The following is a 13,275-nucleotide window of genomic DNA, read 5'->3' on the forward strand; positions in this document are numbered from 1 at the left end:
ATTATTCATTAAGGGAAACACCATGTCAGAGAGCTTTACTAAAGGCATGGCAAGGAATATTTATTACGGGGGAAGTGTATTCTTCTTCTTAATATTCTTAGCTTTGACTTTTCACACTGTAAAAGAAATGCCCAAACGGGATAATCGAGAAAATATTACCGAAGCGGTAGAACGCGGTAAGCATTTATGGGAAAAAAACAACTGTGTAGGTTGTCATTCGTTAATTGGTGAAGGTGCATACTTTGCTCCGGAACTAGCAAATGTTTATGACCGTCGTGGTGGTGCTGCTGGCTTTAAAGCCTTTTTTAATGGTTGGATGAAAGCTCAGCCATTAAATATTCCAGGTCGTCGTCAAATGCCTAACTTTCACTTAACTGACCAAGAAATTGATGATTTAGCTGAATTCCTTAAATGGACATCAGAGCTAGATGACAATAACTGGCCACCAAACATCGAGGGTTAAGCTGTGAATACATTAAAATATCAATCACAAGCCGTAGCAAAACCATACTTTATTTTTGCAATGATCTTATTTGTCGGCCAAATTCTTTTTGGTTTATTAATGGGCATGCAATATGTTGTAGGTGATTTTTTAGGTGGGTTAATTCCATTTAATGTTGCGCGTATGGTGCATACCAATTTACTTATCGTCTGGTTATTATTTGGTTTCATGGGGGCTGCCTATTATCTGATACCTGAAGAATCAGAAACAGAGCTGTACAGTCCTAAATTGGCAATCGCATTATTCTGGATATTTGCTGCTGCTGGTGTACTAACCATTTTAGGCTATTTGTTGCTACCTTATACAAAACTAGCGGATATTACCTTTAATGAATTATGGCCAACCATGGGACGTGAGTTCCTTGAACAGCCAACCATCACTAAACTTGGTATTGTTGTTGTTGCTTTAGGTTTCTTGTTTAACTTAGGTATGACCATTTTAAAAGGCCGTAAAACGGCGATTAACATGGTAATGATGACAGGTTTAATTGGTTTAGCCGTATTCTTCTTGTTCGCTTTTTATAACCCTACTAACTTAGCATTAGATAAGTACTTCTGGTGGTTTGTTGTGCATTTATGGGTTGAAGGTGTTTGGGAATTAATCATGGGCGCTATTTTAGCTTATGTATTAATCAAAGTGACAGGTGTTGACCGTGAAGTAATTGAAAAATGGTTATATGTAATTATCGCAATGGCATTGATTTCAGGTATTTTAGGTACAGGTCATCACTTCTACTGGTTAATGACGCCTGAATACTGGCAGTGGGTTGGTTCAATCTTCTCAGCTTTAGAGCCATTACCTTTCTTCGCTATGGTTTTATATGCCTTTAATATGGTTAACCGTCGTCGTCGTGAACATCCTAACAAAGCCGCTACTTTATGGGCGTTAGGCACAGCAGTTATGGCTTTCTTAGGTGCTGGTGTTTGGGGCTTCTTGCATACGCTTTCTTTCGTAAACTATTATACTCATGGTTCACAAATCACAGCAGCTCATGGACATATGGCTTTCTACGGCGCTTACGCTATGATCGTTATGACTATTATGTCTTATGCTATGCCTAAGTTACGTGGTATCGGTGAAGCAAATTGTAATAAAGCACAAGTAGTTGAAATGTGGGGCTTCTGGTTAATGACCGTTGCTATGGTATTTATCACCTTATTCTTAACAGGTGCTGGTATCTTGCAAGTATGGTTACAACGTATTCCAGAATCAGGTGAAGCTTTAAGCTTTATGGCAACACAAGATAAATTGGCTATTTTCTACTGGTTACGTGAAATTGCCGGCGTAATTTTCTTACTTGGTTTAATTTCATATATCGCTAGCTTCTTCATTACAGAAGAAAAAACAGCGTAATGTAAAAAGTTAGTCACTTTTACTGATAGTTTAAAAACCGCGAATGAACTTTCGCGGTTTTTTTATGTGTAATTTTTGAGTTTGACTATACTCAAGACAAACATTTAAAAAAGGTTACCAAGGTCATTGAGTTATAGGTGCGACTATATTTTCAACAAACTTGATTTAATTAAGTAAATATTATTAATATGTAACTGGTCAGATGTTCTGTTTATCATTTAAAAGAAGAGTTTTTGTTTATGCTTTTTAAAGTAAAAGTGTTAAAAGTTGCCCATAAAGTTGTGATTGGCTTTGCTATTATATTATTGCTGTTGCTTTTCTCTAGTATCAGCTCAGTGGCTATTTTAAGTGATATTAAGCAAGCATCTGCGAAGGTGGATGATTTCGCCTTACCTATGCAAAAACATGCCAATACTGTGCAAAAACAGTTGTTAAAACAGGCGAAATTGTCAGCTTTTGTACCGAGTGCTACTACAACAAATGAAATTGACCAATTAAAAAACACGTTTGCACAACAAGGGTACTTGTTGGTAGAACAAAGAAAATCAATAGAAAAAATGCTATATGTCTTTCCAACTATTGATAAATTAACTCAATTTAATCTAGCTTATGAGCAGTATACAAACGCTGTTGAAGCGATGCTTGCATACAAAGCCGATGAAATAAACCAAACCCAAGTATTCGTTAGTCAGCAAAAAGCGCTTGGTGATATTCTCTATGAAGCAGGTGCAGTGCTCGGTGATTTAACCTACTTAGACGATCCAGATAATCAAGAGCAAGTAGATAGAGTGTCTGGTTCAGCCAGTCAAATTGAAGGCTTTATCTTTAATTTGACTGATGCAACCAAAACTATTTTATCAATAAACACTATTGCTGAGGTTGAAGAGTCACAACAAACTATTGAGTTTGCTATTAGTAACGTAGAGCAATATTCGATATTTTTAGTGACCTTGGGTGAGTCGTATAATACCAATGGCTTAATATCGCAGTTTGTGGAGGAGTTTGATAAAGCTAAGGATATGCTTCGTGGCGACAATAATTTATTTAGCTTAAAAATGTCCCAGCTTGAACAACGAAACGCGTTGAATGAAGCGTTTAAAAATTCAGAAAAACATATCAATACCTCAATCAATGCCATCGATGTGTTTTTGCAAAAAGTTGATAGCAACTTAACTCAATTACAAGCAAACATTTTTGATAATGTTGAGCAGGGTAATTTGGAAACGGTGATCATTTTTGTCGTGTTGTTCTTGGCGGGTGTAGGCATTGCTTTAACTACGATAAAATCTATGATTGGGCCATTACAGAAAATCAATATGGTTTTATCTCAAATTGCTAAAGGCGACTTGTCTCATCAGTTAATCGTGAAATCTGATGATGAATTTGGTGAGCTGTCAAAAAATGTCAACCTAGTGGTGGCGGATCTGCGTAAACTGATTAGTAACATTTCAGAAAATACTCACTTGTTACACCATGCGGCAGAGCAATCGAGCGAGAAAATAGCGCAAGTGACCGACTCTTTAGCAATTCAAAAACAAACTATAGAGCATGTTACCGTTCAGACTACGGAGCTAGGCGAAAGTGCTGACCATATTTTAGCTAAAGCTAATAATGCCGAGCAGAAAATGACGAGTGCCTTATCGCAAAGTGGAGAGCTTGAGCAGACAGCTAATACCACTAATGATCGCATGCAAAACCTAGTAACTATGTTAGACAGTACTACGGATGTTATGGCAGTATTGCAACAAGAATCCACCAATATTAGTGGTATTTTAGAAACAATTCGTGGCATTTCAGATCAAACTAACTTGTTGGCCTTAAATGCTGCCATTGAAGCTGCTCGAGCGGGAGAAGCAGGACGAGGTTTTGCTGTGGTCGCTGATGAAGTTAGGTTGCTTGCCAGTAGAACGCAAGAGTCAGCAACAGAAATCCAAACAATGATAGAATCATTGCAAAGACAAACTGAAAAAGCAGTTATTGACATTAAACAAGGTAAGGATGAAGCGAATAACTGCCAAGATCACACCAACCATTTATTGAAAACATTATTATTGATCACCGCTGCGATTGAGCAAATGCATGATATGAGTAGTGATATTTCACACTCTGCCACGCAACAAAATAGCTTAAGTAATGACATTAATCAGAGTATTGGCGAGGTTGTAGGTTTAAGCCAAGAAAGTAGTGAAAAATCAACCTCTACTTTAACCTATAGCAAGCAGGTGGCTGATTTAGCGGCTGAACTAGAAAACTCAATTGATACGTTTAAAGTCTCATAATTCAATGTATATCTTTGTAATAAGGAGTATTTTTGTGCTAGCTTGGCCGCATAAATCCTAGATCTCTGCGATTAAATCTAGATAAGTTGGGAAACACCGCATCAATTTCGTTGGTGGATAAACCAAACCACTTTGCCAAAGTAGCAGCGTATTGATCCACAGAGGTGGTGGGAATTATTCTGCCATCGCCAAAATCATCGGCGGAGTTAAGAGAAAAATCTTCAGGCATATTGCCGTAGATATCGCCCCCTTGCACGGCTCCCCCCATTATAATTTGGTGACCACCCCAACCATGGTCGGTGCCATCACCATTGCTGGTCAATGTTCTACCAAAATCAGACATGGTAAATGAAGTAATATTGTTAGCTAGCCCTCGGGCTTGTAGGTCAGCGTTAAAAGCAAATAAGGCTTCGCTTAAGGTTTGGAGTAATACTGGCTGCATACTGTTTTGATTATCATGGGTGTCAAAGCCGCCCATACTGACAAAAAATATTTGCCGTGGCTGTGATAATAATTGTTGAGTACTTGCTAAAGTAGCGACCATTTTCAATTGGTTAGCTAAGTGGTTATCAGGATAACTAACGACTGGCTCGCTGGCGCTGTTTATCGCGTTAGCGACACTATCAATATTGCTTTGAGCTCGTGTGTAAATGGCATTGTGTGCTTGCCCTAAAGGGTGAGTTTCAGCTGCCATCAATTTTGTGAAAACCTCTAGTCTATCCTTATTCCAGTTTTTATTTGGGTCTAACGCTGCAAAGGTTTCGACGCCGCTAGCATCGAGAGAATAAGGGAGTGAACTCGCGCCAGTTTGTAAAATATTGGCGCCCGCTATCGATAAATTCATCGATAGCGGGTTGGTGCTATCCATAATTAAATCTGCCATCCGTCCAGCCCAACCTGACCTTGAGGTTTGCTCTGGCCATGAGGTTTGCCAATGCTTTTGTTGGTCATTATGTGAGAACAGCTGCGGAGGTAATAAATCAGCATTTTGTTGAGCTTGGCTTTTATTTACAGGTTGTAATAACGGGCCAGTATTGGCTAAAAAAGCTAAATTTCCTTGGCTAAAAAGTTGCCGCATTGGCGACATAAAACTTGGTAAGGCTAGATTATATGGCATAGATGAAATAGGGCTAATGGGCATTAAATCACTTTGGGCAATAGCTAGGTTTTGCCGAACCTTTTGATAGTTTTGATAATCATTAGCTTCATTTGGAATCAACATATTAAAAGAGTCGTTACCGCCATGAAGAAAAATACACACTAAGGCCTTGTAGTCATCAAAACGACGACTGGTTTGCGCTAAAGCGCTATTGACCAATGACATACTAGAAAGAGCAGCACTGGCACTACCCAGACCCATTGTGCTGCTAAGTAAATGTTTAACAAAATTGCGTCGATTCATTTCTTATCCTTTTGCTTGGATCTATTTTTGCACAGTATATTGTGCAGATATCATAATCATAAATAGTAGGTTACTTAAACGAGCGTTTATTTCTTGTCCAGCTGTTTCATCAAACGCTTGGGTTAGGATTACTTGCATAGGCTCGCTCATCTTGCCTCCTAATAGCATCATGTTTAGGTGTGCTAGTAGTTGTTCTGTATTATCTACCAGGGGTATTAAGGAGCTTAAGTCAATTAAAATGCGTTGATCATCCTGGTTTTCACCTTCAGACTCAGTATGTCCCCATAGCGTTGAATAAGCTAAAAAGTTACTGGTGCGGGTTAAGTAATTCTCGGTAACCATTTCTAACTCGGGGGCAAGTAAATCGTGTTCACTGAGAATTCCCGGTGGGGCATAGTCTGGAGAAAAGAAGTTAAAGACATGGTGAGCACTTAAGGGGGCTTGTGCAAAAGCATAATCAGGCCAGTTAAATTGAAATCGTTCATTAGGAGAAGAGGCATTAAAGGCTCGCCACAGATGGACTGCACGCAATAAAGGTTCACGTATTTTACCAAAATTTGCATTACTACTTGTGCCATTGATTGCTTCTTTATCAAGCAATATTGCTTTGATTAATGCAGCTAAATCACCACGAACACCTTGGCCATTATCATTAAAAGCAGCACTGACACGTGCAACATAGTCAGGGCTAGGGTTGCTGGTGACTAATTTTTTAATTAACTGCTTGCCGATAAAAGGCGCTACGTTTGGGTGATAAAATAGGTTATCTAATGCCATGTCGAGATCTTGTTTTGCACTTTGATTGGCAGGAACAACTACATTATTTAGTAAGTGTTTCTCAGAGGTATCATGAAAAGCTTCAACCGCAATCATTGGCTCCATGGTGTTGTAATTTCGATAGAATTTCCACCAAGTATCGGCTGTTGTGCCATTAAAATTCCAGCCGGTATAAATATGAGCAAATGCTTTTATGGTTTCTTGGTTGTAAGTGGCAATAGTGTGTCCATTTTGCAGTTTTTCACTGCCATCATTATTGAGTTCAACTAAACCTATACTGAAAAGTTGCATCACCTCGCGGGCATAGTTTTCATCAGGTCGAATATTAGCTTGCTCATTGGGCTTTTCATTACCAAGTACACTCAAATACATGCCCATAATGGGTGACAGTGTGACATGCTCTAGCAACTCACGGTAATTAGCAAATGCGTTATTCACTAAGAGATCATAATAGTTTGCAAGCCCATAGGTATCATCACCGAAAGCGCTTTGGTCTGATACAACCAATATTTCACTTAAAGCAAAAGCGACGCGCTGTCTTAGTTGATCTTCTGCGGTAAGTGCAAGGGTAAACCACGTTTCTAATCTTGCATTACGATCAGGTTTTTCATCAGCTGATAAATTAAGGTTTGGCTCTAATGCTTGTAAGTAGGCAACATGAGAACTAGCAGGCATGGCTATTTGTTGATCAAGCCATGTTTCAAAGCCAATATTGCTAAGCTCTTCTATATTGCTGAGTGTTGCGCCAAATGTTGCCATATTAAGAAAGCGTGCACTTTGATTTTTGCTAGGTAACAGGGCAGGTTCGGGTACCACACTAGGTGGTGGCATAGAGATTTCATCAGTGTTTTCGCCACCGCAAGAAGCTAGTAGAAAAATAACCAGAATTACAACACAACATCTAAACATAGAAACCTCTGAGAATAAGTTGGTTTGGCAGCCCATGATAAAGTATTGGTTAAATTTCACTCAACTTCAATGTGTTCGTGTGATGATTACAAATTTTTATCACTTAGTTTCAATTAACCTTATTATTAGGTCGATTTACCTTAATTTCCTGAAACATTACTTTCGATATGCTAGCTTGTTGCTATTGAAAATAATTATTACAAGGTCAAAATAATGCAATTTTTTAAACGGTTACCGTCATTGCTTTTTCTTACGCTGATGTTTACTTCATCAGCTTCATCGATAGAGCACGAACGTAAATTACCTATTGATGAGCAGAACACTACCACTCATGTGACTAAAATTAATGCTAAAAAGGTTAAGTATAGTGCAACAACCGGTACCCAACCTGTTTGGGATGATAAAGGCAACCCTACGGCAAGTCTTTTTTATACGTATTACCAACGTACTGATATCAAAGATAACAGTAAACGACCATTGTTAATATCGTTCAATGGTGGACCTGGCTCTGCTTCTGTATGGATGCACGTCGCTTACACCGGCCCTAGGGTGTTGAATGTTGATGATGAAGGTTATCCGCTCCAGCCTTATGGTGTGAAAACTAACCCTTATTCAATTTTAGATGTGGCTGATATTGTTTTTGTTAACCCAGTCAATACTGGCTACTCAAGAGTATTACCGAATAAAGATGGAAAAATGCCAAGCAAAGAGCAGCAAAAAAGCATGTTTTTTGGTGTCAATGCTGATGTGAATTACTTGGCTGAGTGGATTACTACCTTTGTCACTCGAAATAATCGTTGGCGTTCACCCAAGTATTTAATTGGTGAGAGCTACGGAACCACGCGGGTATCAGGGTTAGCACTAGCGCTACAACAAAAACAATGGATGTATGTAAACGGTGTTATTTTAGTATCGCCAACGGATATCGGTATTGAACGTGATGGCCCAGTGAAGGCCGCCAATCGTTTACCTTATTTTGCAGCAGCCGCTTGGTATCATCAGGCATTGACGGATGAACTTCAAAATAAAGATCTATTAGAGCTACTTCCAGAAATTGAGCGATTTACCATCAATAAATATATCCCAGCGCTGGCTAAAGGTGGTTTTATTTCTGATGAAGAAAAGCAGCAAATTGCCGAACAGGTAGCTAGGTACTCAGGCTTGTCAGTTACTGCAGTTTTAGCAAATAATCTTGATGTGAATAATCGTTATTTTTGGAAAGAGCTATTACGTACGAGAAAGCAAACTATCGGCCGGTTAGATTCACGCTATTTAGGCATTGATAAAAAAACGGCAGGTGATAAACCGGATTATAATGCCGAGCTAACCTCATGGCTTCATAGCTTTACCCCAGCAATAAACTATTATCTTCGAGAAGAATTAAATTACAAAACCGATATTAAATATAATATGTTTGGTAATGTTCACCCTTGGGATCGCAGTAATAATCACACAGGGGAAAGCTTGCGTTTGGCTATGGCACAAAATCCGTATTTAAATGTTATGATCCAATCTGGATATTTCGATGGCGCAACCAATTATTTTGACGCTAAGTACACTATGTGGCAGTTAGATCCTAGTGGACAAATGCAAGATCGCTTATCGTTTAAAGGTTATCGTAGTGGTCATATGATGTATCTTCGTCACGAAGACTTACAACAAGCAAATCAAGATATTCGTCAGTTTATCCAGCAGTCATTGCCAGCAAAAGGGCAAGCAGCTAAATATTAAGCATTGGTTAAATGTGGCAATACAGTAATTAGGATTTTTTATGGCGGGTGCGAGTTTATTAACGTTAATAGATAAAATTGCGATGGTACTTGATGATGTTGCTTTAATGACTAAAGTAGCCGCCAAGAAAACCGCAGGGGTTTTGGGGGATGACTTAGCGTTAAATGCCCAGCAAGTATCCGGTGTTAATGCTGACAGAGAGTTACCTGTGGTGTTGGCGGTCGCTAAAGGCTCTGCAATTAATAAACTGATTTTAGTGCCATTAGCATTAGCTGCGAGCGTCTTTTTACCCTGGCTAATAACGCCACTGTTAATGTTAGGTGGCGCTTATCTTTGTTTTGAAGGTGTTGAAAAAGTATATCACTCACTGACTCTTTGTGTTAATTCAGAAAAAAAGCAAGCAGAGCAACAGCAAGTGCACCAAGTACTTATGGCTGATAACTTAGATATAGTTGCGTTAGAACAAGAAAAAATCAAAGGAGCGATTCGAACTGACTTTATTTTGAGTGCAGAAATAATCGTTATTGCTTTGGGTACAGTACAGCATGCGAGTTTTTATCATCAAGCAATAGTTGTTTCCATTATTTCAGCGGTCATGACCTTTGGGGTTTATGGATTAGTCGCGGCTATTGTTAAGTTGGACGATGCAGGTGTTTATCTTTTAAGACAAGGTTCGTTTAACCATCTAAGGCAGAAATTACTTGGCAAATTTCAGCGCGCTATAGGTCACGCTCTATTAGGTTTTGCCCCCATATTAATGCGTTTATTAGCATTTGTAGGCACTCTTGCTATGTTTCTGGTCGGTGGTAGTATTTTAACACATGGTATTGCGCAGACACATCAAATGCTGGCTATCATTGTGCAAGTGATTGATCAAAATATCCCTACAGGCATGATTAATACGGTTGTGCTCAAGCTTATGCCTTTCGTTTTTGATGCCTTAATCGGTTTGTTAGTCGGTGTGGTTGTACTTATACTGGTTAGCATGTTGCGTCTTTTTTTTCGAGTTTTTAATGGTTAATCTTGATATAAGCCCACATAGGGGTGATCAGTTACCAATTGTTATTTAAAAATGAGTAAACTTCATGCTATTCTAAATTTTTTACTATGAAGTATACGCTTCTCTCCCTTTTAGGATAATTGACGTTGCCGCACGTGTTTCGAAACATTTTACTGTTGTTTTTTTTCTGTTCCATTTTTGTTGTTAATGCGGCGCAATTAACCGATGCAGCTGCGCTGCAAAAAATGGAACATCAGTTACACAAGCAACCTTGGAAAACTTATCAAACTTTGCTTATACAAGCTGAACAGTTTGATCAAATGTCCGCAAATTACAAACTATGGTGGTTGTTACGTAAAGCACAAGCAGAAAATCTATTATATTTTTTTGACCGATTCAATCAAACGGTAGCTCAAGCTACTGAAGCTATCAATGAACAAACACCAGATAAAATTATTATCAATATTAATATTTTTAATGGCATCATTTTACAACGTCAGGGCAAGTATCAACAATCACAAACCGTGCTAAAAGCTGCACTTGAGTCAGCAAAAGATAATAACTTTACCTATCTAGCAGTACATGCAAAACAAGAGCTTGCTTACACCCGAAGCTTAACACAAATATATGAACTTTCGCTAACTGAACTCCAACAAGCATACGTTGAAGCCTTTGCCCTAAACGATATTTTTTTACTCGCTAAAATCAACGAAGTTTACGGTGCTATCTATGGTTATATGCATGATTATGCTAAATCAATTGAGTATTATCACAAAGCACTGACAAGCTATCAGCAACTTGAATACCCAGCCCACGAGGTTGAAGCCATTTATGGTTTGGCGGCCACCTATCGGTATTGGAAAAAATATGATCTGGCGATTGAGTATTACCAACGTTATCAACAGGCGATAAAATTTAGCCCAAATAATATCGATGGTAAATTTTATGCGGCTTATGGCATTGCAATGAGTGAAGCTGAGCAGGGACGTTGTAACAGAGCACTGGTTTCTCTTGATCATGCTTTAGCTTTACCCGGATTAATTGATTACAAGGCTGAATTATACAAACGTAAAGCGCAATGCTTAATTAAACTTAATAAACTCGCTGAAGCAGAGCAATCATTAACACAAGCTAGTGATATTTTAGCTGAAATTCCGGAATTAGATGGCACTCACTGGCAGATAGAGATTATCAAAATCCGTGCTGAATTAGCGCAAGCGCAAGGGCAAAGTAGTCATGCATATCAATTATTAAAGGAATTTAATAAAAGTGAAATTGCCATGTTAAAGAAAAGCTCAGCTGCTCAACTGCTGCGCATTCGAAGCGTTATGGAAGATGAGCGCAAAAATGTCGAAATTGCGTTGTTACAACAGCGTGCCAAGGTACAAGCCTTGCAATTCCAGCAACAGAAACAAAAAAATAACATGCAAGCTTATATTATCAGTATAGTCGCTTTGCTGGTTTTATTTATATTACTGTTTGCTATTTTCCAATGGCGGAATAATAGAAAGCTATTAGCATTATCAATACGTGATCCATTAACTAATTTATTTAATAGACGATATATTTTTGATTTTCTAAATAAATTAGTCAATATTCAGCGCTCGGAAAAAAGCACTGTATCTATTATTTTGATTGATATTGATGATTTTAAACAAGTGAATGATCTTTATGGACACCATTTTGGTGATGCTGTTATTTGTAAAATAGCTGACATAGGCAAAGAAATCATGCGTAAAGAAGATATTATTGGCCGGGTAGGCGGAGAAGAGTTTCTTTGTGTACTGCCACGCTTAGATGCTATTCAAAGTTTACATATCGCCCAGAGGTTTGTGAATAAAGTGAATGCTTGTGAGTTTATGGTCGAAGATCATCAACACAAAAGTCATAAAGTCATGGTCACAATTAGTATTGGCATAGCGACCACAGGCGAAAATATTCACAGCAGTACTCAACTCTATGTACAAGCGGATAAAGCACTCTATCATGCCAAAGCGAGTGGAAAAAACCGTGCAATGCAATATCATCAATCCATGAAACATGCCTATCAAAAAGAAACCAGCGCTGGCAATTATGCGCAAGATCTTGAAGATAAACACTAAAGCCTAAGTTGCCAGAGAGATGTCTTTTTCTGAATCAACTTTGCCTTTATTATCAAACACCATTTGTTTGCTACAACGCTATATAGCGCACTTGGGTTGCCGAGCTCAAATTCATTTTGAATTAGAGGGGTGTAATCGTCTGAAAAATTCCCAGCACAAATTAAATTTTGACACTATTAATCAACATTTACAGCAGATGAACATTGATGGTGAAATTATCAGTGAGTATTGGCAAAATCAATGGGAATATGTGTCATTGTTTAATGGCCAATCTCCATTAAAAGAAGCACAAAATTTGCATCAAATATTGAATCATTTACCGCAATGGTTTAAAGCTTTTTATAGTCAACATGGTTTAGTTGATACTCTGATTCAACCTGTGGTTTGGTCGGGAGATAAAGGCAAGCTAGTATTAGGCTCTACCCAAATTTTCAGCGATGATAGCCGTGCTGTTCATATACCCAATGCGATACAACTTAATGTCAGTATTCTTGATGATAATGGCAACAATCTTATTGCTAACAAGGGCGTAGGAGAATATTTACAATATTGTTTTTTACGTACAAGCCTAGAGTGTTGCCTGTTGTATCTACCTGATAATGCAGCGTTTGAGCGTTTAACGTTGAAAACACGTTACGGTTTAGCGCAAGAATTATGCTCTCCTATAGATATTTCAGGGGGGCATCAAGGGAGCATAGCTCTATATCAAAAGCTTGGTAAACATAACCAACAAATGGGAGCAGAGCCTCTATTGTATGATCATCATAATCAGGTGTTATCAGTACAGCAAAATTGGCAAAAAACCGCTCGAATTGAACATAGGTTAGGTGCGGCAAGTCTCGATTATAATCCTTATTTAAATGTGATTTATGCGTTGCTTAATGTCATAGACACCCTTGAAAGTTATAAAAAAAACCAACACTTATCACCACCTGAGTTAGCTGCTCGAGCTTTACCCAGATCATTGATGAGCGATGCAATAGAGCCAAATTCTCCTGGAGCGGTCGAGCTATTTAAAGCAGGCTCATGGTTTAGCCAACGTCTTAATTTGCTTGGCAGCAAAGCGATTGACTTGAAATTTAATAAGTCTCTTGACTGTCCATTAAGATTGGGCGATAAAATAAAGCAAATAGTTTTAGACAATTATCAAACAAAAATACACTTACACTCGGTATCTAATACCGCTCACAAAAAATAAGAAGTTAATTTATGGATGTCAG

The 13,275-nt window shown here is 38.4% G+C and carries 9 protein-coding genes; 7 read left to right on the plus strand and 2 right to left on the minus strand.

Going from position 1 to position 13,275, the window contains the following annotated elements; translation table 11 throughout:
* The first annotated feature begins 22 nt into the window (after nucleotides 1-22).
* The 3 genes from ABXG98_RS00600 to ABXG98_RS00610 all read left to right on the plus strand — a co-directional run bounded on the left by ABXG98_RS00600 (nucleotide 23) and on the right by ABXG98_RS00610 (nucleotide 4,134).
* Entirely contained in the window at nucleotides 23-463 is a 441-nt protein-coding gene (locus tag ABXG98_RS00600) for a c-type cytochrome (protein ID WP_353536741.1), read from the plus strand.
* A gap of 3 nt (nucleotides 464-466) precedes the next feature.
* On the plus strand, nucleotides 467-1,855 hold the full coding sequence (locus ABXG98_RS00605) for a cbb3-type cytochrome c oxidase subunit I (protein WP_353536742.1): 1,389 nt from the start codon (nucleotides 467-469) through the stop codon (nucleotides 1,853-1,855).
* A gap of 239 nt (nucleotides 1,856-2,094) precedes the next feature.
* Nucleotides 2,095-4,134 (plus strand): methyl-accepting chemotaxis protein, encoded by a 2,040-nt coding sequence (locus ABXG98_RS00610; protein ID WP_353536743.1) that lies wholly within the window; start codon nucleotides 2,095-2,097, stop codon nucleotides 4,132-4,134.
* Nucleotides 4,135-4,171: 37 nt separating this feature from the next.
* On the opposite strand, the gene ABXG98_RS00615 is transcribed toward ABXG98_RS00610, so the two are convergent.
* Together ABXG98_RS00615 and ABXG98_RS00620 are read right to left on the minus strand one after the other, a co-directional pair.
* Nucleotides 4,172-5,536 (minus strand): DUF1501 domain-containing protein, encoded by a 1,365-nt coding sequence (locus tag ABXG98_RS00615; protein ID WP_353536744.1) that lies wholly within the window; start codon nucleotides 5,534-5,536, stop codon nucleotides 4,172-4,174.
* A 21-nt stretch (nucleotides 5,537-5,557) separates the two neighbouring features.
* Complete coding sequence (locus ABXG98_RS00620) at nucleotides 5,558-7,282, minus strand: DUF1800 domain-containing protein (RefSeq protein WP_353536745.1); 1,725 nt, start codon at nucleotides 7,280-7,282, stop codon at nucleotides 5,558-5,560.
* Nucleotides 7,283-7,435: 153 nt separating this feature from the next.
* Between ABXG98_RS00620 and ABXG98_RS00625 the strand changes: the two genes are divergently transcribed.
* The 4 genes from ABXG98_RS00625 to ABXG98_RS00640 all read left to right on the plus strand — a co-directional run bounded on the left by ABXG98_RS00625 (nucleotide 7,436) and on the right by ABXG98_RS00640 (nucleotide 13,253).
* Nucleotides 7,436-8,953 carry a S10 family peptidase gene (locus ABXG98_RS00625; RefSeq protein WP_353536746.1) on the plus strand — a complete coding sequence of 506 codons (1,518 nt, stop codon included), beginning with the start codon at nucleotides 7,436-7,438 and terminating at the stop codon, nucleotides 8,951-8,953.
* Between the two features lie 40 nt (nucleotides 8,954-8,993).
* Nucleotides 8,994-9,974, plus strand: a complete 981-nt coding sequence (locus tag ABXG98_RS00630; RefSeq protein WP_353536747.1) for a DUF808 domain-containing protein — start codon at nucleotides 8,994-8,996, stop codon at nucleotides 9,972-9,974.
* Between the two features lie 134 nt (nucleotides 9,975-10,108).
* Nucleotides 10,109-12,055, plus strand: a complete 1,947-nt coding sequence (locus ABXG98_RS00635) for a tetratricopeptide repeat-containing diguanylate cyclase (protein ID WP_353537443.1) — start codon at nucleotides 10,109-10,111, stop codon at nucleotides 12,053-12,055.
* Nucleotides 12,056-12,074: 19 nt separating this feature from the next.
* On the plus strand, nucleotides 12,075-13,253 hold the full coding sequence (locus ABXG98_RS00640; protein WP_353536748.1) for a hypothetical protein: 1,179 nt from the start codon (nucleotides 12,075-12,077) through the stop codon (nucleotides 13,251-13,253).
* Nucleotides 13,254-13,275: the final 22 nt, after the last annotated feature.

Origin of the sequence: Colwellia sp. KU-HH00111 (assembly GCF_040362745.1) — a bacterium.
Lineage (GTDB): Bacteria > Pseudomonadota > Gammaproteobacteria > Enterobacterales > Alteromonadaceae > Colwellia.